General features: G+C 58.4%; 22 protein-coding genes and 1 pseudogene. 12 read left to right on the top strand and 11 right to left on the bottom strand.

What is annotated here, in order from left to right:
* Positions 1-219: 219 nt before the first annotated feature.
* Together OP10G_RS21225 and OP10G_RS25275 are read left to right on the top strand one after the other, a co-directional pair.
* Positions 220-2,670, top strand: a complete 2,451-nt coding sequence (locus tag OP10G_RS21225; protein WP_144241296.1) for a hypothetical protein — start codon at positions 220-222, stop codon at positions 2,668-2,670.
* Complete coding sequence (locus OP10G_RS25275; protein WP_025228426.1) at positions 2,667-4,940, top strand: YyaL domain-containing protein; 2,274 nt, start codon at positions 2,667-2,669, stop codon at positions 4,938-4,940. The genes OP10G_RS21225 and OP10G_RS25275 overlap by 4 nt, the downstream gene beginning before the upstream one ends.
* Before the next feature lie 365 nt (positions 4,941-5,305).
* Here the strand turns inward: OP10G_RS25275 and OP10G_RS21215 are convergent, their stop codons facing one another.
* Entirely contained in the window at positions 5,306-6,352 is a 1,047-nt protein-coding gene (locus OP10G_RS21215; protein ID WP_025228427.1) for a hypothetical protein, read from the bottom strand.
* Between the two features lie 158 nt (positions 6,353-6,510).
* On the bottom strand, positions 6,511-7,008 hold the full coding sequence (locus OP10G_RS21210; protein ID WP_144241295.1) for an SgcJ/EcaC family oxidoreductase: 498 nt from the start codon (positions 7,006-7,008) through the stop codon (positions 6,511-6,513).
* Between the two features lie 30 nt (positions 7,009-7,038).
* Here OP10G_RS21210 and OP10G_RS25270 point away from each other — a divergent pair, with 30 nt between their 5' ends.
* The 4 genes from OP10G_RS25270 to OP10G_RS21190 all read left to right on the top strand — a co-directional run bounded on the left by OP10G_RS25270 (position 7,039) and on the right by OP10G_RS21190 (position 11,448).
* Positions 7,039-7,689: a TetR/AcrR family transcriptional regulator gene (locus OP10G_RS25270; RefSeq protein WP_144241294.1), complete on the top strand. Its 651-nt coding sequence runs from the start codon at positions 7,039-7,041 to the stop codon at positions 7,687-7,689.
* A gap of 373 nt (positions 7,690-8,062) precedes the next feature.
* Entirely contained in the window at positions 8,063-9,088 is a 1,026-nt protein-coding gene (locus OP10G_RS21200) for a glycosyl hydrolase (RefSeq protein ID WP_025228430.1), read from the top strand.
* 110 nt (positions 9,089-9,198) lie between these two features.
* On the top strand, positions 9,199-9,993 hold the full coding sequence (locus tag OP10G_RS28000; RefSeq protein WP_025228431.1) for an AraC family transcriptional regulator: 795 nt from the start codon (positions 9,199-9,201) through the stop codon (positions 9,991-9,993).
* A gap of 69 nt (positions 9,994-10,062) precedes the next feature.
* A complete protein-coding gene (locus OP10G_RS21190; protein WP_084179612.1) occupies positions 10,063-11,448 on the top strand; it encodes a serine hydrolase domain-containing protein in 1,386 nt (461 codons plus the stop codon).
* Positions 11,449-11,496: 48 nt separating this feature from the next.
* Here OP10G_RS21190 and OP10G_RS21185 read toward each other — a convergent pair whose 3' ends face one another.
* Positions 11,497-11,937 carry a nuclear transport factor 2 family protein gene (locus tag OP10G_RS21185; RefSeq protein ID WP_025228433.1) on the bottom strand — a complete coding sequence of 147 codons (441 nt, stop codon included), beginning with the start codon at positions 11,935-11,937 and terminating at the stop codon, positions 11,497-11,499.
* A gap of 59 nt (positions 11,938-11,996) precedes the next feature.
* Between OP10G_RS21185 and OP10G_RS21180 the strand changes: the two genes are divergently transcribed.
* Positions 11,997-12,842, top strand: coding sequence for a 5'-3' exonuclease (locus OP10G_RS21180; protein ID WP_025228434.1), 846 nt, complete (start codon positions 11,997-11,999; stop codon positions 12,840-12,842).
* Between the two features lie 203 nt (positions 12,843-13,045).
* Positions 13,046-13,711 (top strand): DNA alkylation repair protein, encoded by a 666-nt coding sequence (locus OP10G_RS21175; RefSeq protein ID WP_025228435.1) that lies wholly within the window; start codon positions 13,046-13,048, stop codon positions 13,709-13,711.
* Between the two features lie 182 nt (positions 13,712-13,893).
* On the opposite strand, the gene OP10G_RS21170 is transcribed toward OP10G_RS21175, so the two are convergent.
* Together OP10G_RS21170 and OP10G_RS27680 are read right to left on the bottom strand one after the other, a co-directional pair.
* Complete coding sequence (locus OP10G_RS21170) at positions 13,894-14,229, bottom strand: YciI family protein (protein WP_025228436.1); 336 nt, start codon at positions 14,227-14,229, stop codon at positions 13,894-13,896.
* A gap of 112 nt (positions 14,230-14,341) precedes the next feature.
* On the bottom strand, positions 14,342-14,476 hold the full coding sequence (locus OP10G_RS27680; protein ID WP_265101636.1) for a hypothetical protein: 135 nt from the start codon (positions 14,474-14,476) through the stop codon (positions 14,342-14,344).
* Between OP10G_RS27680 and OP10G_RS21165 the strand changes: the two genes are divergently transcribed.
* On the top strand, positions 14,466-14,951 hold the full coding sequence (locus tag OP10G_RS21165) for a DinB family protein (protein ID WP_084179610.1): 486 nt from the start codon (positions 14,466-14,468) through the stop codon (positions 14,949-14,951). The two genes, OP10G_RS27680 and OP10G_RS21165, sit on opposite strands and share 11 nt — an antisense overlap.
* 33 nt (positions 14,952-14,984) lie before the next feature.
* Here OP10G_RS21165 and OP10G_RS27995 read toward each other — a convergent pair.
* The 4 genes and pseudogenes from OP10G_RS27995 to OP10G_RS21150 form a co-directional block, all read right to left on the bottom strand.
* A pseudogene (locus tag OP10G_RS27995) lies at positions 14,985-15,077 on the bottom strand (Type 1 glutamine amidotransferase-like domain-containing protein); the annotation flags it as partial.
* Positions 15,078-15,234: 157 nt separating this feature from the next.
* Positions 15,235-15,780 carry a P-loop NTPase family protein gene (locus tag OP10G_RS26535; RefSeq protein ID WP_144241293.1) on the bottom strand — a complete coding sequence of 182 codons (546 nt, stop codon included), beginning with the start codon at positions 15,778-15,780 and terminating at the stop codon, positions 15,235-15,237.
* A gap of 17 nt (positions 15,781-15,797) precedes the next feature.
* Positions 15,798-17,090: a hypothetical protein gene (locus OP10G_RS21155; protein WP_052547888.1), complete on the bottom strand. Its 1,293-nt coding sequence runs from the start codon at positions 17,088-17,090 to the stop codon at positions 15,798-15,800.
* A gap of 43 nt (positions 17,091-17,133) precedes the next feature.
* Positions 17,134-17,649, bottom strand: a complete 516-nt coding sequence (locus OP10G_RS21150; RefSeq protein WP_025228439.1) for a DinB family protein — start codon at positions 17,647-17,649, stop codon at positions 17,134-17,136.
* Between the two features lie 134 nt (positions 17,650-17,783).
* Between OP10G_RS21150 and OP10G_RS21145 the strand changes: the two genes are divergently transcribed.
* Positions 17,784-18,395 (top strand): dihydrofolate reductase family protein, encoded by a 612-nt coding sequence (locus OP10G_RS21145; protein WP_038476311.1) that lies wholly within the window; start codon positions 17,784-17,786, stop codon positions 18,393-18,395.
* 94 nt (positions 18,396-18,489) lie between these two features.
* On the opposite strand, the gene OP10G_RS21140 is transcribed toward OP10G_RS21145, so the two are convergent.
* A complete protein-coding gene (locus OP10G_RS21140) occupies positions 18,490-19,401 on the bottom strand; it encodes an alpha/beta hydrolase (RefSeq protein ID WP_038473520.1) in 912 nt (303 codons plus the stop codon).
* Positions 19,402-19,650: 249 nt separating this feature from the next.
* On the opposite strand from OP10G_RS21140, the gene OP10G_RS21135 reads away from it, so the two are divergent.
* Complete coding sequence (locus OP10G_RS21135) at positions 19,651-20,172, top strand: peptidylprolyl isomerase (RefSeq protein ID WP_227625000.1); 522 nt, start codon at positions 19,651-19,653, stop codon at positions 20,170-20,172.
* A gap of 216 nt (positions 20,173-20,388) precedes the next feature.
* Entirely contained in the window at positions 20,389-21,219 is an 831-nt protein-coding gene (locus OP10G_RS21130; RefSeq protein WP_025228443.1) for an alpha/beta hydrolase, read from the top strand.
* 109 nt (positions 21,220-21,328) lie between these two features.
* Here the strand turns inward: OP10G_RS21130 and OP10G_RS21125 are convergent, their stop codons facing one another.
* Positions 21,329-21,763, bottom strand: coding sequence for a DUF1801 domain-containing protein (locus tag OP10G_RS21125; protein ID WP_025228444.1), 435 nt, complete (start codon positions 21,761-21,763; stop codon positions 21,329-21,331).
* Positions 21,764-21,801: the final 38 nt, after the last annotated feature.

Here is a 21,801-nt window from a genome sequence, read left to right as displayed (position 1 = left end):
AAACATGCCGGAAAGCGAATTCGAGCGGGTTTTCAGGTAGCTAGATATCTTCAACGCTCCGCGATAAAGGCTCGTCTCTAAAGGAGCCCGCTCGCCCCCTGACCTCCTGCGGGCCGTCGGCAATAGAATGACTTAGGTGAAGGACGCGAGCGGAAACCTTCGAAACTTATGATTGCCTCACTGATTTTCCTTGCCTTGCTTCCAATGCAACCTGCCAGGTTGCTGATTCTTCAGTCGCGAGATGCTCGCATCGTGGTGAACAGTCACGGCTGGGTCACTTCACTGGTATCCCAGGCGACGGGTAGGGAATATAGCCCGGCTGGCCGGCCGTCTCCTCTGTTGAGTCTCCACCGTGCCGGTCAACCGGACAACGATCTGATGGCTCCCGACTCCGCCTCAGCCGCATCAAACGGAGAAATCGAACTTAGGTACAGGAACGGAGCGGTCGCCCGGGTAAAAACCCAAGCCAAAAGCCGCTACTTCCGGTTTCAACTTCTCTCGCTCACCCACCGGGAGAACGTCGACGACGTAGTGTGGGGTCCGATCAGGACGACCGTCTCCAAGCGGATCGGAGACCTCATCGGGGTCGTTCGGGAGGACGATTGGGCGATTGGGATGGTCGGACTCGATGACAATACGATCGCGGGCGCGCCTTCGCCGGGGGATGCCTACGGCATGCAGTATTACGTGCATTCGCCCGATCCCAAGACTTTGCCGCTTCCGGCGGGGCTCAAAGAGGGGCAGACGTTTAACATCGGGGGGGACGGGGTCAGTGACGTTGCGTTTTACTCCCATCCCGAGGAGTATTTCCAGATGGTCTATGGCACTGGCTGCCGCCTCGAGCCGGCCTATGGATCGAGCCTGGCCTACCACTCGCGAGACCGCCGCCGCCCTCGCACATTCACCTTTTCCCTACTTCCGCATTTCCCCGGATCCCGGCCTCGACACCAGGTCACCGACCCGGTGAACGTCGATTTCATTGGTTCCGGAGTCGCCCTATACGCCTGTCCGGACCGAGACGGCCTCGCGGTACTCGAAGAAATCGCCGACGCAGAGCATCTCCCCCATGTGAAGATGGATGGAAAGTGGGTGCGCGACCCGCGGGGATTTAAGACCGATATCGCTTGGACCGGCCCTCACGACAAGCTGATCGAATACGCCGATGCGCTCGGATTGCACGCGGTGCAAGACGAGGCGCAGGGGGAATATTATGCGGATCCCGCCGACCATTGGCTTGGACCGAGGGTGGGGTTTTCCGACGGCCGGAAGCTGACCTACCGCGAATACACCCGCGAGCTCGGCCGCCACGGCATAAAGTACGGACTGCACACCCTTTGCCTCTTCGCCCAAGCGGGGCGAAACTCGGACGTCACTCCCGACGCCAGCCCGAAGCTTCAAACCGTTCTTCGGACCAAGCTTGCGCGCGAGATCACTCCAACCGACACCGAGATTACGGTCGACGACCCTTCCTTTCTCGCCGAGGATGGGACTTGGCCGATGCGCGATGGATCGAACGCGATCCGCATCGGAACCGAGATCCTGAAATACTCCGGCATTTCCGACCGACCACCCTACACTCTCAAAGGGATCCAACGCGGGCAATACGGCACGGCCGCCCTGCCGCACCCGGCGGGGAGCGAGCTTGCTAAGCTCCAAATGAACTGCTACGGCGGCTTTGTGCCGGACATGGCCGGCATGCTCGACTACGCCGACTACTATGCCAAGGTGCTGGTGGAAAACGGGATGGAGTACATCGATTTCGATGGGCTCGAAAGCACGCTCTATCAAAACCACGGGTACTTCGGCGTTCGCAGATTCCTCCGCAGATTCGTCGAGACTTTCGGCAAACTAACAAACGGCAAGGCGCCTCGAATCATGGGCTCCTGTGTCTTCGCGGGAGGTTGGGAGTACATGAGCGTTTGCAACGTGGGAGGCGGCGCCAACATGTTCGACCCGGTTCTCAACCGCTGGGGAATCGAAGGGAAAGACGTGAGAAACGGCCTCGGCAACAGCTACTTCCCACCCACCTTCGGCATCCAGGACTATCATCGCGACTGGTCCGTCTACGATGCCGAGAACCTTCAGGCGAAGGCGATCGGCTGGGATGCGACCTACATGCTGGGACTCAGCCAGGACGCGGTCGAGCCGAGCGGGGAGAAGGATGAGATATTCAAAGCGTTCCGCACTTGGGAGGATGCCCGCGCCCGCGGGGCCTTCACGCCGGCCGTGAAGTCGCTCCTCCGGGATTTGAACCGCAAATTCCACCTAGAGAGCCGTGCCGATGGAACGCTCGCTCTGGTCCCAATCCGCGAGCTACGCCTAACTTCGGGCGAAGTAACTAACCCTTACGCCGAGCAGCCGCTTCAATTTTCCCTTCGGATAGCGTCGCCGGTTACCGGGCTTACCATCGATCTCCCGGAGGGAGGTCAAGTCGCCTGCGACCACAAGATAGAAGCGGGGCAGTTCGTCATAGCGAAGCACGGCCGCGCCTATCTCGCCGACAAGTTCCGAAAGGAGCTTGCTCCCTTGACCGTTCGTGGTCGCGTGCAAATCCCGAAAGGTCAGTCGACGGTAAGAGTATCGTTCACCGGCCAAGCCGCCTCTCCGTACGAGCTCACGGTCTGGCTCGCGGAAAAACCGATCCTCTTGCCTCCAAGGACACCTCGATGAGCAAGGTTCCCGCACTGATCTGGTGTGGCATGCTTGCCGCGACCAGTGCCGCGGCACAAACGAAGTCGATGATGCCCGACGTGGCCGTGAGCAGGGAGCAGGTTCGGTTTCTTGTCTGCGACTACGAAGGCTCGAAGCTCCAACGGACAACGGAGGTTGCTCCTCGCCCCTCCGCCGTCGGTGGAGCATTCTGGAGCTGCGAACGCCGGGGATCGTCCGATTCCTTCCAGGTCACCTTCCGCCTCGTCAAGGGAGCCGCCAAGGCGGCCGGCGTCGCCGTGGCATTCGACTTCGCGCGTTGGACGCCCAAGAACTACGTGATCGTGCCTGCCGCGATCTACAACGGCAACCGCCTGCACGCCCTCGGTGACGGCTATATGCCGGCCTACCCGCGCTCGATGTTCTTCAACCCTAATCTGCCGGTCACGATGTCGAATAACCCTCGACTCGAGCTGAAGCCGGGCAAGTCCTCCCTGATCGAGTTGCAGACCGGCAACGCTTCGATTCCGGCGGTGGCTTATTACTCGCCCAACCAAAAGAAAGGGTTCATCCTCCTGTGCGAGCAAAAATCTCGATTCGGCAACAACGGTTTGCGAATCGAAGAAAACGCCGTACAGGACCGAATCAGCTTCATCGTCAGCGCTCCCGGGGTGCGCGAGCGCGCGGCTGAGTTCGGCGGATTTCGCCCGAGCGGCGATGTGGGCGCCGATTGGAAAGCTGGCGACGAGCTGACCTTGAAGTTTAAGAGCTATTCATTCCCGGCGAAAGGGATCCCGGACCTCCTGAACAAGCTCCTGTCCGTTCGAAAAGCATTGACCGGACCCAACCAGCCTCGCAACCTCGTCCCGATGAGCAAGATGGCTGAGACCATCGCGCCGCGCTTCAAAAAGCGCTGGCAAGAGGCACCGGTCGGCGGCTACTACCTTCCCGAAAACAGTCCAGACTTTCAGCTCGGCTGGGTCAGCGGATTCATGCAAACCCCGATGCTGGCTCTCGGCGATCCCCTAGAACGGGCGCATGTCGAGCGGCAGCTCGACTTCGTAGTCGCAAAGCTCCAAGGGAAGAGCGGGCTCTTCTATGGCGGGATCACCGCGAAAGGACTGATACGCGCCGATCGCTCTCTCGATGGTCGTCCATTTGTGCTGACCAGGAAGAACGCCGACGCGCTGGTCATGTTCTTCAAGTTCTTCCAGATCCTGATCGCGCAGGGCCACCGAAACGAGATCAAGCCGGAGTGGGAGCAATCCGCCCGGCGGCTCGCCGCCGCCTTCGAGTCGATGTGGAGGAAGCGCGGCGAGTTTGGCCAGTATCTAGACCCCGAGACGGGTGAAATCGCCGTGTTCAACTCCACCTCGGGCGCTCTTTTCCCCGCGGGGCTCGCGATGGCGGGGAAGTATTTCAACAATCCCGAGTACCTGCGCGTCGCCAAAGAGTCGGCCAACTTCTACTACCGGCGCGACGTGGTCGGGAGGGGATTCACCGGCGGCCACTGCGCCGACATCTCGCAAGATCCCGATTCGGAGTCCTCCTTCGGCTTCTTGGAGTCGCTGATGGCGCTCTGCTGGGCAACCGGCGACTCCGGATGGCTCCGAAAGGCCCGAGACGAAGCGGCTCTGGCCGCTTCCTGGGTTCTCTCTTACGACTACATTTTTCCACCCCAAAGCGATATCGCCAGGTTGGGTGGCCACATGGCCGGCGCGGTATGGGCAAGCGCTCAGAACAAGCATGCCGCGCCCGGCATTTGCACATCCTCCGGCGACTACCTGTTTAAGCTGTTTCGCGCGACCGGGGATCGGCGGTACGCGGAGTTGCTTCGCGACATCCAGCACGCACAGGTCGAGGCCACCGATATGCCCGGCCACCCAACATGCCATACCGGATTCGGCGCGTCCATGGAGCGGATCCAACCCACGGATGCCGAGGGCAAGGGGGCGGTCGGCAACTTCATCCAAACTCAAAATGCGTGGTGTGAGCTCGACGGCCTGATGATGGCGATCGAGATCCCTGGAATCTATTTGCGTACGGACTCCGGCGACCTGTTTGTCTTCGACCATGTGATCGCGAAAGTCGTCAAGCACGCCGCCCGCGGCATCACCCTCCAGCTCTCCAATCCGACCGATTACGACGCCAAGGTCTCCGTGTTTGCGGAGAGCCGTGGTCAGGCAAAGCACCCGCTTGGTTACACGAACTACCTTAGGTGGCCGAAAGTAGCCGTTCCGGCAAAGTCGACGGCGGTCGTCACGATCTGGACTGATGGGTCTGTCCATTGAGGAACCACCAGCCCGAAGTTTGGATGACGTACGGCGAAGTGATGGCCTAGTTGGAGGCGATCGGCAACGATCAAGTGCGGGGCAGGCGACAACGGTTTTTGGGGTCAATACGGCGAATCTGCGCGCCATGGCCAGGCAGATCAAAGCCCACCCGGATTTGGCGACCGAGTAATGGGTGAGCGGGAACATCGACGCGATGCTCCTGGCGACCCAGGTCATGAACCCCAGGCTGCCTTCGGTCGAAGATCTAGACCGAATGATCCAAGCCGTCACCTATTACCAAGTAGCCGACTGGTTGGCGACGAATATCATCAAACTTCTCTCGCTAAAGGACCGAAGAAGACCGGGTCTCGGTCTTCTTCGACCTACCGCTGGAGGCGGACTTCGATTCGATCGACCGATCCAAGGATGTCGGCAGTGGCATAGGCTGAACCTATAGCACTACCCGCGCCAGTGTAGGCAATGATGTTAAAGGTGACGGATATCGGTCCGCCGCCGGGCGGCGCGGCGAAAATGATGGTTTGGGCCGTCGGCAGTGGTTCGCTTCCTCGGACATAGTAGGCGAACGGCGCGACGTAAGTGGCAACGTCCCGTTGAGTTGAACCCAGAACGAGTCCGCGGTCGGTGACGATTGTGCCGATTGAGGTAACGGCGGAAGCACCGCCCAACCCGGCGAACACCGCCATCTGCGCATTCCCGTGCAAATAAACGGTTGCCTCGCCGCGGGAATACCCGGCCGGAATGTCAAAACTGTGACCGAGGATGCAGGTTGCGCTACGACCTCCTGCCCCAAGAACAATGGAGTCGGCCCCAACGTTTGCCATAAATATGCCTCTCGGATCGGCCAATAGCAGCGTCTGATTCCGGGCAATGCTAGCGCCATAGGTCCGCTCGTAGGATGTACTTAGCTCGTATGGCCCGTGCGAGGTTAGAGTCGTTTGTGGTGGCAGGCTAGGGCGATCGGCGGACGAACCGGAGGTGGAAACGAAACCACCTGAAGGACGTCGCTTCAGTGGCGTCTTTACGTCAAGCGACTTCGCCAGGTTTTGCAGATTGCCGAAGATGTGCGTCTCCAGGGCGGACCCGGCTACCCCCGCAAAACGCTGAGCCGAATCCTCAAGGCGCTTTGCTCGATCTGCAGGCTTTAGCTTTTCGTCCTTGGCTAGGTCGCCGAATTCCCGGTTCAGGGTCGAGAGACTTTCCGAGATTCGTGGTTGCTTCGAGAAGTCCGCCGCGAACTTCTCAGTCGCCTCCAACACATTCTTTAAAGCCGATCCGTGACGTTTTTCGATGAGGTCCCTCCGTCTCTCGAGCTCCTTTGCCGCTGGCTTCGGGAGACCCTGAAGGAACGACTGGTTGCTCAACTCCTGCGGAGAGAGCGTTAAGGCTGCGAGGACGGCGAGCGAAAGCATCCGATAACTATATACGGTTGCGGTCTCCACGGTCTGGAAAAGATGGGACAGGCAGGACTTCCTCGAAGCTGCACTCGCAATGATCTCGACTGGAAGGGTCAACAGTAAAGGAGGAGGGAAGGGCCGTCGGAACCGAAGACCCTTTCTCCCGTTTTTTTTTACGGGCGGTCGGTCGGCCCTCGCCACTCCTGCACGCGCGTGTTCTGAAAGGCGTCGACGAGCCAGCTCTTGCCATGCTTCGAGATCACGAAGGTCTGCTTCATTTGCTCGCCGGCTTTGCCTCCTGGAGTGTCGCCCTTTGTCAAAACCACAGCGACATCCGGCCTTACCCACCGCAGGCTGTCGATCTCGAATTTCAGGACCGTTCCCTTGTATGGGCCTTTGAAAATCCCTTCGTGCCCGGCGCGAATCGCCTCTCGGCCGTGGACTCGCAAACCGCTCCACACCGTGAAGTCCGCATCCTTCGCGAATGCTTCGCTCCATGCCTTGGCGTCGCCCGAGGTCCACGCCTTTTCGAGTCTTCCCAGGATCGCCTTGACCGACGCCTCGTCTTTGTTTACGTTCGCGAAACTTACGGACGACATGAGTCCGCACCAGAGGGCAATAACCATTTTCTGAACCATGTTCAACTTCTCCTTTAATAAGTGAGTGATCACTCACTTATTAAAGGATGATAACATAGAATCGTGCAAAAACGTGTGGCGGCGAGCGAAAGAAAGAAAATGATTCTTCAGAGCTCACTGAAGGTCTTCGCCCAGAAGGGGCTCGAGGGGGCCACATCGCGAGAGCTTGCCGCGGCGGCCGGGGTTTCGGAGGGGCTGCTGTATAAGCATTTTCCAACCAAGGAGATCCTGTATAGCGAGCTGGCGCTGGCGCTGGTCACCAACAAGGACGCGCTCTTTGCGCGACTCATGGCGGAGCCGCCGAGCGCCGCTTCGTTTATCGGCGCTTTCCACGTCCTTGCGAAGACCATCTTGCTCGGTCCTCCGGGGCGTGTGAAGGACGACAGCATCGACCGTCTCATCGGCCAGAGCCTTCTCGGCGACGGCTCCTTCGCCGCGTCGTTCCTAGAGAGCGTATTTGGTCCGATCTGCCCTTATCTGACGGAGTGCTTGCAAGTCGCTTGGGCGAGCGGGGAACTCCAGACCGAGAAGGCTCCTAGCGAGCTTCATACTCTGTTCGTTCACCACTTTTTCGGAATGATCGCCTTGTTTAGCTTGCCCCAGCGGCGTTTTTTCCCGGTTTCCGGTCCCGAGGAACTGTTCCGGGAAGCGTTCTTGTTTGCCTGCCGTGGAGTCGGGTTCACGGATCTCACTGTCCGCAGATATGCCCCGTAATCTTTCTGTGACCGAATCTCGAATGCGTGCGGCAAAAGATATGCGCGCCCGGCTGCCGGCGTGGTGGGATTTTCTTGAGGAGGAGCGCTTGTCCCTTCTCGCAGGGACGGTTACGAGGGAGACTCTTCCTTCTTTGCAGTCGTCCTTCGCGTAAGCCCAGGCCCTCCCTCCACGATTGGAGAGTGACTTCGTCGAGTTTTACGCGGCGTTGAGCCGGAGCACCGATCGTTGCTCAATCTGATTCACGCAGCGTCCAAGCTACAGAAGGATATTGACGATCTTGGCCTCGCGCCACGTCTTTGGTTCCGTGTCTGCAGCGCCGAAGACTTCGCCCTTAGCGACCCTCTAAGTCACTGAGTAGCATAATTGGTCCATGTTCATGGGACTCTTAGCCGCCGTTATGCTGGCTCCGCCGACTCAGAAAAGCGCGGATCCTCGGCTGCAGAAGGAGGCGCGTGGGGTCATGGCCTACCTCCAATCGATCTACGGGAAGAAGGTGATCTACGGGCAGAGCACCAACACCGGGGTTGGGATTGGCGACTGGCCCAACGCGGAGGCGATGTATAAGGTGGCGGGGAAGTATCCGGCGATGCTTAGCATCGACGTTTACGGTTGGAATCCACCCCACTGGGGAGACTCGTACCGTTCCGTTGTGGCGAGCTACGTCAAAGATGCGGGCCGATGGTGGCGCGAACGGCATGGGTTCGTCACGATGCAGTACCACTGGGGGAACCCGCTCGCTCCCGACGGAACCGCTTGGGTTGGGCAGCCGAAGACGGCGCCGCACGTCGACGTCGGCCGGCTCGTAACGCCAGGTACGGATGAGAATCGGGCGGCGATGGAAGATCTGCGCCGGACGGCGGACGCGATGCAGCCGTTGGCGGACGGCCATGTACCGATCCTCTTCCGACCCTTGCACGAGATCGACGGCGGTTGGTTTTGGTGGACCGACCGGCAGAAACCGGAGAACACGGCGGCGCTCTTTCGCCTCATCTTCGACTACTTCGTGAAGAAGCGCGGATTCCACAACCTGATTTGGGTGTACAGCGCTGGGGTGCAAAAAGATCCGGTCGCGTTCCGGAAGCGTTTCTATCCAGGATCAGATTACGTGGACATCGCGGGAGTCGACATCTACAGCAACCAAGCGGGGCAGGATTACCGCACGGATGCGTACCAGAATTACTACGACACGATGCGCCAGGTCGCGCCGGACAAGATGTTGGCGCTATGCGAGTGCGACACGGTCCCAAGCCCGGCGGTGATGGCGTCGAAAGGTCCGCGCTGGTTGTATTGCCTCCCCTGGTGGGCGCCCGGGAAGGACAATCCGCCCGATTGGGTGAGGCAAGTTGCAAACGACCCGCTTATGGTGACGCTGGACAAGCTGCCGAAGCGATTCTGATGGTCTATTCTGCGGGGAGGATCCGGAAGGCGGGATACGGATCGGCTGACGAATTCGTACTCACCTCGGAGGAAGCGCTTAGGTTTGTCGGCCCTGAGGAGTGAGCAAACATGACGACGGAGAATTTAACCGAACCAAAGATTTGGAAGGAGATCGCTAGCGGTGACCTTCAGTTCCGCCAGGTGTCATACCCGGCAAATTACCGGATGGCCCCGCACCGGAATTCGGCTTCCCACTTGTTCCTATGCCTGTCGGGTGCCGTCGAGCACTTGTCCGGTGACACATCTCACTACATCGGAGAGGCCTCCATCGGTTACGTGCCGAGAGACGACCTGCACGCGGATCATTTTTTGGGAGAGGTAACGACCTTTGACATCGTTCTAGGAGACGAGTTCGGCCGCCGTTACCCAGGGTTTTGTTCGAGACGGTCAATGTGCGACCGGGACCGTCCAGCCCAGCTAGCGACGAACGCGTACCGCGAGTTCAAGAGCCCGGACAATCTCACCTCGATGATGCTAGAAGGATTGACCTTGGAGTTGCTCGTAGATCTTCATCGTCGGGCGGATGACCGTCCGGAGCCGCGACTGCCGCGTTGGCTTGCGCGGGTTCGCGATCTGCTTCACGCGAACTATTCGGAGCCGCTGAGTCTGGAGCGAATAGCTTATGAAGCTGGCGTACATCCAGCACACATGACCAGGACGTTTCGAGGGCAATTTGGTTGTAGCATTGGAGAATACATTCGCCGCCTCCGGATAGAAAATGCTGGCCGACTGCTGACGGAATCCGATATGCCCATTGCGGAGATCGCATTGACGGTTGGCTTTGCCGACCAATGCCACTTTACGCGTACCTTCAAGAAATACACTGGCACAACCCCATCCGCCTATCAACGGCGCCATGCATAGGCTCAGCCTAGTCAAAGGAACGCTCTGTAAAGACAAGACGGAGGCCGTGGCCCATCCTACGATGTAGGCATGATTCGCTGTTCATCTGTGCTTCGAGCCGTTACGATCCCATGCTTATTTGTATTTGCCGGTCTTGCATCGGCAGACAGAATCGACGACTTTATCCACGCCCGAATGAGCATGCAGCATATTCCAGGGCTTGCCTTCGCGGTCCTGAAGCACGGGAAACTTGTGCGCGTCGGCGGGTACGGCACATCGAACCTGGAATCCAAGCGACGAGTACGGCCTGAGACGGTCTTTCTGCTGGGTTCCCTTAGCAAGCAGTTCTTGGCGGCGGCGACGATGCTGCTCGTACAAGATGGAAAAGTCCGACTCGACAATCCTATTTCGCAGTACGTTCGAGGCTTGCCACCAAGTTGGCAGAAGATAACCGTTCGTCAGGTTCTGTCCCATACTGCAGGGCTCGTCCGGGAAGCTCCGGGCTTCGATCCGTCCAAGCCGCAGACAGTCGCCGGAGTGATCGCCGCGGCCGCGTCTACCCCTCTCACTTCGCAACCTGGATCGGCCTGGGGATATTCAAACGTAGGCTATTACCTCGTAGCCCAACTCCTCGAATCGGTAACTCACAAATCTTGGACGGCGTATGTTCGGGACCGCATCTTTCGGCCACTGAGGTTGGCAAATACTAGCGAGGTAAATTGGTCGCAACCGGCGCCCGGTTTGGCTGCCGGCTACGAATGGGGGCGCGGGAAGTTCAATCCAGCCGAGAAATGGCCCTCGATTCGCCCCAGCGGAGCGTTCCAGTCTTCCGTGCTCGACCTCGCGAAGTGGGACATTGCTCTCGAGTCAGATGCCCTCTTGCGTCCAGCAAGCCGCGTCGCCATGTGGACGCCGGCAAAATTGCTAAGCGGTGCAGCTTGCTCCTACGGCTTTGGCTGGTTCGTCGACAGTTATCGAGGCTATCGCCACATTCACCATGGCGGCGGCGTGCCTGGATATCAGTCTGAGTTTCATCGTTTTCCCCAAAGTGGCCTGACGGTGATCGTGCTGGCCAACACGGTGGAGGTCGATCTGGATCGCATCGCCCTAACCGTGGCCGGTATGGTCGAACCCAGGCTAGCCGTTCCTCCGGAGTTGCCTATTGTTGACGACGCGCCCACCGAGAGTCTTCGCATCTCAAGAATCCTGGGCCAACTGGCTAGCGGACGGGTCGACCACAAAGAGTTCTCGCCACAGCTTGCGGGTCTGTTGGAGGGCGACTTGCGAAACGGTCTTGCCAACGGAATGCGGACCCTCGGCCCTATCCGATCGGTCAGCCTGATGAACCGATCTCAGGTTCCATTGGGTCTGTCCCGCCGCTACCGCATTAGCCGGGTTCGCCCGTTTTATGAGACTTACGTGACGTGCGTGTACGACAAGAACGGACAGATCATCCGGTTCTCGATAAGCGACTAGCAAGGTTTCGATGGTCGCAACCCTTGCACCCTCACTTGGCACAGTCGGCTACGACGGGAGGATGCGGGTGGATTGGTAGCTTATCAACCGCCACTTACCTTCTTTGTGCATGTAGACCCGGAGGATCTGTAGCCACGTGTCGATTTTTTCGCCGCGGGAGAGTCCGCGTGAGTGCAGCTTTTCGCTGACCACGGCGGTTTCCCCGTGGAGATACACCGCCTCATGCTCGATGGCGTTCCACGTCACTCGAGTTATCCCGGTTCGAACCGCATTGATCATATGATCGCGGGGACCCACCTTTCCCGCCGAGCTTACGATCACCGCGTTCTTATCGAGGATCTCGTCCAGGGTCTTATGATCTCCGTTGGCGAGGCACTGCATAAACCGGAAGTCGACCTCTCGAACCTGCTTTACAAACTCTGCCGGACTTTGGGCGGAGCCAAGGCAGGCGAGGCAGACGGCGATAGTGGTCACAATGAATTTTCTCATAGAGGCTCGGTCTCAGCTTGCCTGATCAGATCGGTGAAAGTCTTGGTGGACCCTCTGCCATGATCCTAACCGTGCTCCGCAAGCCGCTCCTGATCGTCGATGGCGACAATCTCGCCCACCGCGCCTATCATTCGACGCCTAAGAGCGTTAAAGGGGAGGGCGGCCGTCCAATCAACGCGATCGTCGGCTTCTTCAGCATGCTCAGCCGAGTCTGGAGCGAAGTGCCAGCTCGCGGAATCTTCGTTGCCTGGGACACGCTCGGCGTCGACACTTATCGCAACCGCCTGTGGCCGCCGTATCAAGGTGGGCGCATCTTCGACCCGGAAATCGTCGAGCAGATCAACCGCTTGCCCGACCTCTGCCGGCCATTCGGTTTCGGAGTTGGAAAGGCGGCCGGGTTCGAAGCCGACGACATCATGGCCGCCGCGGCAAGGAGCGAAGTGGCTCAAGGGGGAAGTGCCCTCCTCTTTACCACCGACCGCGACGCCTACCAGCTCGTCTGTGAAGAGATCTTCGTTCTCGCCGCCCAACGGGGAACGCGCGAGCTGAGCCGAATCGGACCTCGCGAGGTCGTGGAACGGATGGGCGTCCTTCCCGAGCAGGTTCCAGACTTTAAGGCGCTCAGCGGAGACGCTTCCGACAAGATTCCGGGGATTCGCGGCGTCGGTCCCAAGGCCGCATCGTCCCTGCTCCTCCGTTACGGCACCTTGGACCGGATCGTCGAAGCCTGGGGCGATACCGAGGACTCAAAACTTGCCCTAACTTTTCGAGAAGTCGTTACGATGCGGCCGGAAGTGCCGGTGGTGCTCCCAGACGGACCGCCGGATTGGCTCAGGGGGGCCGCAGTTCTGCGAGAGATTGGCGCCGCGAGCCTGGCGGAGCGGATTAGCCAACTAAGTCTCTAACTGGCGAGGGCTGGGTCAGCGGGTTCATGCCACCCCGATGCCGGCTCTCGGAGATCTGCAAGACGTGGCCCATATCGACCGGCAGCTCGACTTCAAAGGTCGGGAGAAAGAACGGACTTTTCGGAGCCATCCGGAGTCGCCTGTGCCCCAACAGCGCGCTACAAGCGACGGCAGGAAGCGAGAAGTTTTGATACAATCGCGCCATGACGTATGAGGAAGTGATGGCCCAGTTGCAGGCGCTTGGCAATGAACAGGTGCGGGCGTACAACGCAAAGCGCGGTGCCGGCGACAACTACTTTGGCGTCAAAACCGCCGACTTGCGCGCTATGGCCAAGCAGATCAAAGTAGACCCGGACCTCGCCGCTAAGCTATGGGCGAGCGGCAACATCGACGCGATGCTACTGGCGACCCTGATCGTCAAGCCGAAAACGCTGTCGGTCGATGACCTCGACCGAATGATCGAAGCCGTCACCTATTATCAGGTGGCCGATTGGCTGGCGACGAACATCATCAAGCTCCACCCGCAAAAGGAGGCGCAGCGTCAGCGGTGGATGGACTCCGACCACGAAATTGCCGCCCGTATGGGTTGGAGCCTGACCACCGAAAGGGTCATCAAGGACCCCGAGGGGTTAGATCTTCCCGGCCTGTTGGATCGTATCGAAGCCGAGATGGGGAGCGCCCCTTCGACGGTTCAATGGACGATGAACTACTGCCTGGCGGAGATCGGCATCAAATTCCCGGAGCACCGTTCCCGCGCGATCGCAATCGGCGAGAAACTGGGCGCCTTCCGCGACTATCCGGTTTCGAAGGGGTGCGTCTCTCCTTACGCCCCGATCTGGATCGCGGAGATGGTTAAGCGAAACGGGTAGATCTGCCCGCTTGTCAGGTCCGTACGAAGCGTCTCGAGCCGGTTAGGTCTTCGTTGATCTACATGATCGTGAGAGAATTTCGCCGCCCCATCCACTAGCCAGCCACCGAATGGTGCAGGCTCGCCTTATTGCCGAAGCGGTGTTCGTCCGGCCGCTTGGGACACCCTCAGCGCGATTCCGCCTCAATGAAACTGGCGGACTTCGACCGGGGCCCGGCAGGCGATTACGGCCTTGCGGCCCCACTCGAGCGCTTCGTCCATGTTGGCGGCTTGGAGCACCCAGAACCCACCGATGTGTTCCTTGGTCTCCAGGTACGGACCATCGGTGACGCTCACTTTGCCACCAGACTGGGCGCGTAGCGATTTCGCGCGGCTTGCGAGGTGCAGCCCGCCCACGAAGACCCTGACTCCCGCAGCTACCATCTCGTCGTTGAGGATGTCGATGTCGCGGTGCATCGCTTCGTCTTCGACGGTCGGGTCGTAGTCGTCGCGGTGGTGAATGGCTACCAAATAGTTCATCGTGTCTTCTCCGATAACGGCTCGCGGTTGGGCCGTTTGCATATGGTCGAGCGGCACGGTCCATATTCGACAACCACTTGGCGACCCACTGTTTTATTGATCGCCAGATGGCTCACCAATTGCTGCAGAGTCCAGTGAATCCTCGGCCGTAAAGCACCTTTTTGTTATCGATTTCGGCAACCAACTCATACTGCGCTTTGCCGATTTGGAGCGTCTGAACCGGTAGGATTACGAAAATGGAAGACATCGTTGCCTCATGCAAAAAAAGCGCAGTGCAGGAAATGGAGACGTTCCTAAGGAACTTCTCCCACGTTCCGGATGACAAGTTGACCTGGACGCCGGCTCCAACGGCGAAGTCAGCTCTCCGGGTCGCCGCGCACACCGCCCTTTATTACGGCCGGTTCGCTCAGATGATCCGGGATCGCAAGCTGCCGATGCCCGAGAACCTGACGGAGTGGCTTGCGCAGAGAAAGGCGGAGGAAGTCGCCGTTACGAGCCGTGAGGAAGTCGAAACGATCTTCCGGAAAGGCGCCGACGAGGTCCTCGCCGCCCTAGATTCCCTCACCCCCGAAGACGTCGCCTCCACCCTGGAATCCGGTCAAGGCTGGTCCATGCCGATGACTTGGCTCATGAAGCTCCCCGGCTGGCACGCCACCCTCCACACCGGCCAAATAGATTTTCTCCAGACCTGCTGGGGTGATGAGGAGGTGTACGTCGGATAGGGTGAAACTGCGAGATGACCGCACGTAGAGTCTTCAACTCGTCGGTGAAAGCAGCTTCCAGTGTCCTTCTGAAACGACTTCCACGGTTCCATTGACGACCTTGATCGCCGTCTGGTCGGCTAGCGCCTCGTGGATGCTCGCGTTTGCTGATACCGAAGGAGGTCAGTAGGAGTCTCATGATGCCTTGCCTGGCCATCCTACTAAGTTCCCGGAGCTCCCCTCGGTGCACCTAAGTTTTAGCGGCGTCGAGATGGCAGGGAAGAATTTTAGGATAAGCCGAACTTCAACTCAGGTCTAATGAAGCGTCCTGAACGGCTTCTACGTCCTGAAGTTCCGCCTTGGCATGCGCCAGTAACTCTTTCGCATCTGTAATCCCAGATGGCGATGTCAACTGCCAGACTTTCCCAAGAGATCTTGGAGATTTCACGATTACGAAAAGTGTTCCCTTCGAACGATCGAATTCATTACCGTCGATCTTGACGACGTCGGCCCGCTTATCCCACTCGACTCTAGCGTCCACATTGTCAGGAAAAATCCCGTTCGCAAGCTCGAATGTTGCCAACGATCCACCCGTGTCAGAGTCGCCACCTCGGCTGCCATTTCCTCTTGCCATGGGTGTCAGAAAGATGAGGGTAAGCAGACGTTCCGACGATTCTCCGCGAATCTCACCACTTGAACTGGCCGGTTGCCCGTCTGCCCAAGATATCTCTCCTTGCATCCCTGAGAGTGGGATGGTCCCTAATCCTGAAATGGCATAAAAGGATTGAGAATGCGTACAGGACGACATCGAAAGTATGGTTAGAACAATTAGGGCGAGTGTTCGAATCATGGAGCGACCTCATTATCTCAGTGAACGGTCGCGTCCAAGATGGCAAGGGCGGCGGCGCGGCTTTCCGAGGTAACGCCGGGCAATTGGACGGATGTGTCTTTGCCGGAGAGGACCTCACGCAGGCGGCGAAGCACGTGGTCTCGAGCCGGCGTTGGCAAGCCACGGAACCCGGTGCAATAGATCATTGGATTGCAGGGATAACGCAGGATCCGCGTCTTGAGATCCAGGTCGCTGAGTCGGCGGCCTTGCGGGTCGGGTGGCGCACTTAGGGAGAACTTCTTAGAGAATCCGTTGGATGGGATCAGCGGGGAAGTCAGAGCGGGCTCGTCGGCCCCTAGCAGCGCGCGAACCAACGGCTCGCAAGCGTGGTTGACTCGCTCGATCGTTCCAGCGTCGATATGGTCCCGCTCCCAACCCAGCGCAAGCATGTCGGCCGCGTACTTAAGCGCCGCGCGGGTCGATTGCGCAGCTTGGTTAATACAGTTTGTGATCGTCGTTTGTTGCTCGAGCACCATGAGCGAAACGATGTCGGAATGCGGCGTCAGATACGTGCTCGTATCGAAATAGCGGCTGAGATCGGTGACGTTCGTTCCGCGCCGGCGATCTTGTGTTGGGTTCGCCTCGGGGCCGCGGGCAGGTTCGTTTCCCATGTGAAGTTGGGATCCGCTTTTGCCGGTCACATACCACCCTCCCCAACGCTCCGATATCGGGCTGACCGAGGTTGTTACATAGGAACCGGCTGCCGTGAGGAGCCGACCGTCTGGGGCAGCGTACACCGACCGTGTCAGCAGACCCGGGAGGTTGTGTGTCATCGGGGAGTCGTGGCAAGAAAAGCAATCGTCCGTCTGTTTTACGAAACGGGGCATCGCCGTCCTCCGGTTTGCCAACGTGTAGAACTGCGGGCCAAGCTCGGGATCGACGGTAATGATTTCAATATTCGGCGCCCCGGGAATCCAGCCGACGTAACAATTGCCGTCGAAGTAGATCGCACGTGGCGTACTCGGATCGATAAAAGCGGATTGAAAGCTGGTTTTTGAGAAGACCAGCACCTGCGAAACGGGGTCGATATGAAGCTCGCTCAGTAGCGCCCGGAGATACCCATGGCTAGGTTCGTAAGCGAGGGTTCGCGCTTTCGAGTCGATCTCCTTAGCCAGCCGCGAGATCGGGTCGCCGGTCTTACCGCTCCGGTTCTCGGGCGGTACTCCTTGTCGCTCACCCCAACCAAAGGCGCCAACCAAAAACGGAATCGCGCAAAGCAGCCTAAGCGCAGCCGAAGGGGACTTCACCAAATAGGAACCGCCTTCGGCCAAGCTTTCATGATCTAAATGATGGACGGCCCATGAGCTTTTCGCGCTACCAATCATAAGGATCGTCGCCGCGCGCCCAGGCATATGTGATGAGCTGCGCGACATGATAAGACTCGTGTAGCGCGACGCTCGTGAGGGCATCGTAGCGTGGCACGGCTTTCATGCCGAAAGAGGCATACCAAGGATTGGATGCCTCGACCGGCTCGGCTAAATCCTCTTCGGAGAGCGTCTCGATATACGCCACAGTGTCGGCGCGAACGTCCTCCAGCATCTTTCGGTAGGAAGCCACGGTTGGCTCATGCGACAGTTGCGCCTCTGCTTCGGCGTGGGTGAGAGTCTTGCCATCGCGAAGGAGCGCCACGGCCATCACTTCGTTCATCCCGATTTCGAGAAACTGATCGAAAGTGGGTCGAACCCCAGCTCCGGGCGCATAGCTGAGCTGGTCGTCTCTTAGATGCCGCAGTATTTCGTTCAGCTCTCGCCGGACGAAGGAGAGGCGTGCCAGCAGCAACTGCTTCCTGCTGGGCGCGGCGATCGGATGATCCTCTGTATTTCGTTCCATAGTGGTTGAAAGCCCTCCACCCATTCTAGGTCATATGGTAGCCGCGGAGACAGCCCAAAGGGATTTTGAAAAATCTCGGTTTTCGTAGAGCCTGCTGTCGATTTCCAATCGACTGGTTCGACCAAGCTTCGATCATGAGTAGAGAACTGATTCTGAAGATGTCGATGTCGATCGACGGGTATGTTGCCGGACCGAACGGGGAGCTCGACTGGGTCTTCCGTTCTTCTAGTGAAGCAAGCCGAACGTGGCTTATCGAGTTGCTGGGGCAGGCGGGCCTCCATGCAATGGGGCATCGCACCTATCAAGATATGGCTGGCTACTGGCCTACCTCGCCACTACCGATGGCAAGGCCGATGAACGAGATCCCTAAGGTCGTGTTCTCGAGAAGTGGCAAGATCTCAGCGCCTGATATAAAGGCGGCAAACGGAGAAGGGCGCCCGGCCATCGACGATACGGTGCTGGAAAGTTGGCGAAACCCGCTCGTGGCGGGGACGGATCTGGCTGCGGACATCCAACGCCTGAAGCAAGAGGAGGGTAAACCGATCCTCGCTCATGGCGGCGCCTCCTTCGCGTCGAGCCTGATCGCGGCCAACCTGGTCGACAAGATCATCCTGGCTGTGCATCCGGTTGCGCTCGGCTGCGGTCTACCGATTTTCGCCGGCCTCGACAAGCCGCTCGACCTTAGGCTGGAAGATCTCATCCAGTTCGATACTGGGGCGGTTGTCAAGATTTATCGGCCGGCCTAACGAGGTTACTCACGAAGAGTAAAGAGAAGGGCTGGCCCGGTCGGGCCAGCCCGTTCAATGAACGGATCCCAGGCGAAAGTGTTCGCCTGGATCGTCACGACTTAATGTAGCCGTGCATGCGTAGCCACGACGCAAAGGCCTCGAACCATCCGGTGCTGGTCGTTTCTTTCGGGTACATCCCGAAGCCGTGTCCCCCTTGTTCATAAAGGTGGAACTCGACCGGACGCTTCGCCGCCTTCCAGCTGTCGATCACCCCGAACCCACCATTAGCAAAGAATGGGTCATCCGCGGCAAGTGCGATGAATAGTGGCGGGGCGTCGCTAGGCACCTTGACCGCATTGAGCGGACCATAGATATCGCCGATGAACGCCGGGTGCACATCCTTTCCATAAAGGGTCGTGGACATCGTCAACATCGCCCCGGCCGAAAAGCCAATCATTCCAACCTTGCTCGGGTCGACGTTCCATTCCTTTGCTCGCGAGCGCACAAGCTCGAATGCCGCAACCGCGTCGGCGATCTGCGGCGCAAGCGCCTCCGATGGATCCCGGGGAGCCGCGGGACGCCGGGGTGGACCGGAAAACATCTGCCGCATGGAGGCTTCGAATCCCGCCATGTCCGGAGGGGTCGGATTGAGTCGATATTTCAGGACAAAGGCCGCCACCCCTTTCTTGGCCAGCGCCTTCGCAACGTTCGACCCTTCATTTTCCATGGAAAGGGTGCGAAACCCTCCGCCCGGAGCCACGATGACGGCCGCTCCCGTCGCCTTGGACTTGGCCGGAAGAAACGGCGTCAGGGTGGCAATGCTCACGTTTCTGGCGAACCTGCTGCCGTATTGGGAATGCCAGGACTCTTCTGCAGTCGCCTCGGGAAGCTTCCCGGTACCGAGAACGATAGCGTTCGGTTGCTTGGGGGTGGGAATAGGGACCATCTTGTCATTCTGAGCGGGCGCAAATTGCGAGGCCGCCGACGCCAACACTACAACTGCTATTTTCGAAATTGACTTCATTGCCTTTTTGTCTCTCCGGTGAGGGTTGTGGGAGCGATGTTCTGGCTCGCAACGGGAGGCCGTCTCCTTAAATGCAATTGTTCCGAGCATTCATAATATAACGTTAAATTAGGCTGGTCGGCAATCCCCCGTATCGCCCTTGGTGACTAACCGCCCCTCGGGTGGATGTAACCTGGATTGATGGGCTTACTGGGATTTGTTCTTGTTGCGGGATCGATGCTTTACGGCACGGAACCCCCCAATCCTTTGGTGAAAATCGAGACGAAGCTTGGATCGATCTTCGTCGAGGTCGACGTCAGGCATGCCCCTGGGACGGCGGCCAACTTTCTCCGGTATGTCGATGAGGGGCGCTACTCCGGCGGGCGATTTCATCGGACGGTCACGCCGAAGAACCAGCCGGACAAGAAGGTGAAGATCGAGGTCGTTCAGGCAGGGGTCAATCCCAAGTTCGAAAAACAGGATTTCCCGCCGATCTTATTGGAGCGGACCAATGTGACGGGCCTTCACCACCTGGATGGAACCATCTCGATGGCCCGCGATGGAGCCGACACGGCAACGTCCGACTTCTTCATCTGCATCGGCAAGCAACCCGAGTTGGACTTTGGCGGGAAACGAAATCCCGACGGACAGGGTTTCGCGGCCTTTGGAAGGGTGAAGAAGGGAATGGACGTCGTTCGCAAAATCCAGAGATCGCACGCCGAGAAACAGTCGCTGGAGCCGCCGATCGAGATCGTTTCGATCAGCCGTGCAGATTCGATTGAAGTTAAGTGAGGCGTCATTCCGTTTCGCGATTTTCAAACCTTTGAGATCGCTTGTCGAATTGGTGTGGACCAAAACGACGATCCTGCAACTATGAGCAGAGAATTAATTCTTCATGTTTCGGTTGACGGAATTATCGCGGCACGAACTAGCCGACGGGCGGGTCGTCGCCTTGGGGCCATTCCTCGATCAATGGCCGGGATTCGCGTGTCCCGTTATACTGCCCGCATGTTGCCGCGCCTTCCCGTTGTGCTCCTGCCTTTGCTGGTCACCCTGGCCTCGGCTCAGACTCGTACCCGCGATGTGATCTACATGAAGGCGGGAGGAGTGGCGTTCACGATGGACGTTCTCAAGCCGGCAAAACCGAACAAGGCGGCAGTGGTCTTTATGGTAAGCGGAGGGTGGATGTCGGACCACTCTATGCTGAACAGCTTTGGACCTGCGATCGAAAAGGTTTTTGTCGACGGCGGCTTCACCGTGTTTGAAGTCGTTCACGGCGCGCAGCCGCGGTTCAAGGTCGCGGAGATTGTGGAACAGGTTCGAACCGCGGTCCGGTTTGTTCACGCGCATGCCGCCGACTACGGAATCGATACTAATCGAGTGGGGGTGTCCGGCATCAGCTCGGGCGCGCATCTCTCGCTTATGATCGCCGGCTCACCGGAGTTTCCCGTAAACGCGGTCGCCGCCATCGCTCCTCCGACCGATTTAGCCAATTGGGGAAAGCCGGCCTTCGTACTCACCGACGAGCCTCAAATGGCCATTTTCTTTCCCGCACTCGGGATCGATCCCAAAGCTCCCAGAAGCGATATTGAAGCTCCTTTACGGAAGCTTTCGCCGATCACTTATGTAAACCCTAAGTTCCCGCCGACGCTGATCGTTCACGGCGATGATGACAAGATCGTCCCTCTTCAACAGGCTCAAGCCATGGATCAAGCGTTGGCCAAGGCCGGCGTCGAGCACAAGCTCGAGGTCATTCCCGGAGGCGGCCACGATGACAAGACCTTCGGTCCTGGGTTAACGAAGGCACTCCAGTGGTTCAAGGAAAAGCTGTTGAAATAGTCCTATCGGTCGAACCGCTTCCAGTGCCGTCAGTCGTGAGAAGAAGTTTCATCGTGCCTTGCCTAAGACCTGATTCTAAGGCAAGGCACGAAGTAACGATTTCACCAGCTCATTCCTTTTCCTTCTGTGCACCAAATCCATATCGTACTGCTACCTGGAGCATATCGAGGTCTATATCCTTTATGGACTTAAACCGGATGCAATACCCGGTCACGCTCGCCTTGCCGATTGACTTTCCGAAAGTTTCCGCTAAGTAGGTCTTATCGTCTAACCCCATGATATAAACGGAGATTCCGGTCTTATTTGCGCTCAAACCAACCTGGTAGAACTCTCTGGTCGTTCCGTCGGCATATTTTATGATGTAACTTCCATAACCGATGTTAGGGTTAGCGACAACCTTGCCCTCACCGTCTTTACCGTCGAGGAACCACAATTTACATCCGGGCGATGCTTGAAGCGCGAGCTGATGCAACGCTTTCAAGTCGCTTTGCTTTGGTTCTGATTGGCCGGCAATATACTCTTTGATTTGTTCTTCGACCGTCATTTGTCTTCCTAAGCCTTTGCGTTAAAGACCGTGAGTAA

Source organism: Fimbriimonas ginsengisoli Gsoil 348, from assembly GCF_000724625.1.
Taxonomy (GTDB): domain Bacteria; phylum Armatimonadota; class Fimbriimonadia; order Fimbriimonadales; family Fimbriimonadaceae; genus Fimbriimonas; species Fimbriimonas ginsengisoli.
Note: the sequence above shows the minus strand (reverse complement) of the source record. Positions and strands in the feature narration are given on the sequence as shown.

Excerpts from the sequence above, each read along its gene's own strand:
- OP10G_RS25275 (WP_025228426.1), top strand. The coding sequence starts at position 2,667 with ATGAGCAAGGTTCCCGCACTGATCTGGTGTGGCATGCTTGCCGCGACC.
- OP10G_RS21215 (WP_025228427.1), bottom strand. The coding sequence starts at position 6,352 with ATGCTTTCGCTCGCCGTCCTCGCAGCCTTAACGCTCTCTCCGCAGGAG.
- OP10G_RS21200 (WP_025228430.1), top strand. The coding sequence starts at position 8,063 with ATGTTCATGGGACTCTTAGCCGCCGTTATGCTGGCTCCGCCGACTCAG.
- OP10G_RS28000 (WP_025228431.1), top strand. The coding sequence starts at position 9,199 with ATGACGACGGAGAATTTAACCGAACCAAAGATTTGGAAGGAGATCGCT.
- OP10G_RS21190 (WP_084179612.1), top strand. The coding sequence starts at position 10,063 with ATGATTCGCTGTTCATCTGTGCTTCGAGCCGTTACGATCCCATGCTTA.
- OP10G_RS21185 (WP_025228433.1), bottom strand. The coding sequence starts at position 11,937 with ATGAGAAAATTCATTGTGACCACTATCGCCGTCTGCCTCGCCTGCCTT.
- OP10G_RS21180 (WP_025228434.1), top strand. The coding sequence starts at position 11,997 with ATGATCCTAACCGTGCTCCGCAAGCCGCTCCTGATCGTCGATGGCGAC.
- OP10G_RS21175 (WP_025228435.1), top strand. The coding sequence starts at position 13,046 with ATGACGTATGAGGAAGTGATGGCCCAGTTGCAGGCGCTTGGCAATGAA.
- OP10G_RS21170 (WP_025228436.1), bottom strand. The coding sequence starts at position 14,229 with ATGAACTATTTGGTAGCCATTCACCACCGCGACGACTACGACCCGACC.
- OP10G_RS21165 (WP_084179610.1), top strand. The coding sequence starts at position 14,466 with ATGGAAGACATCGTTGCCTCATGCAAAAAAAGCGCAGTGCAGGAAATG.
- OP10G_RS27680 (WP_265101636.1), bottom strand. The coding sequence starts at position 14,476 with ATGTCTTCCATTTTCGTAATCCTACCGGTTCAGACGCTCCAAATCGGC.
- OP10G_RS26535 (WP_144241293.1), bottom strand. The coding sequence starts at position 15,780 with ATGATTCGAACACTCGCCCTAATTGTTCTAACCATACTTTCGATGTCG.
- OP10G_RS21150 (WP_025228439.1), bottom strand. The coding sequence starts at position 17,649 with ATGGAACGAAATACAGAGGATCATCCGATCGCCGCGCCCAGCAGGAAG.
- OP10G_RS21145 (WP_038476311.1), top strand. The coding sequence starts at position 17,784 with ATGAGTAGAGAACTGATTCTGAAGATGTCGATGTCGATCGACGGGTAT.
- OP10G_RS21140 (WP_038473520.1), bottom strand. The coding sequence starts at position 19,401 with ATGAAGTCAATTTCGAAAATAGCAGTTGTAGTGTTGGCGTCGGCGGCC.
- OP10G_RS21130 (WP_025228443.1), top strand. The coding sequence starts at position 20,389 with ATGTTGCCGCGCCTTCCCGTTGTGCTCCTGCCTTTGCTGGTCACCCTG.
- OP10G_RS21125 (WP_025228444.1), bottom strand. The coding sequence starts at position 21,763 with ATGACGGTCGAAGAACAAATCAAAGAGTATATTGCCGGCCAATCAGAA.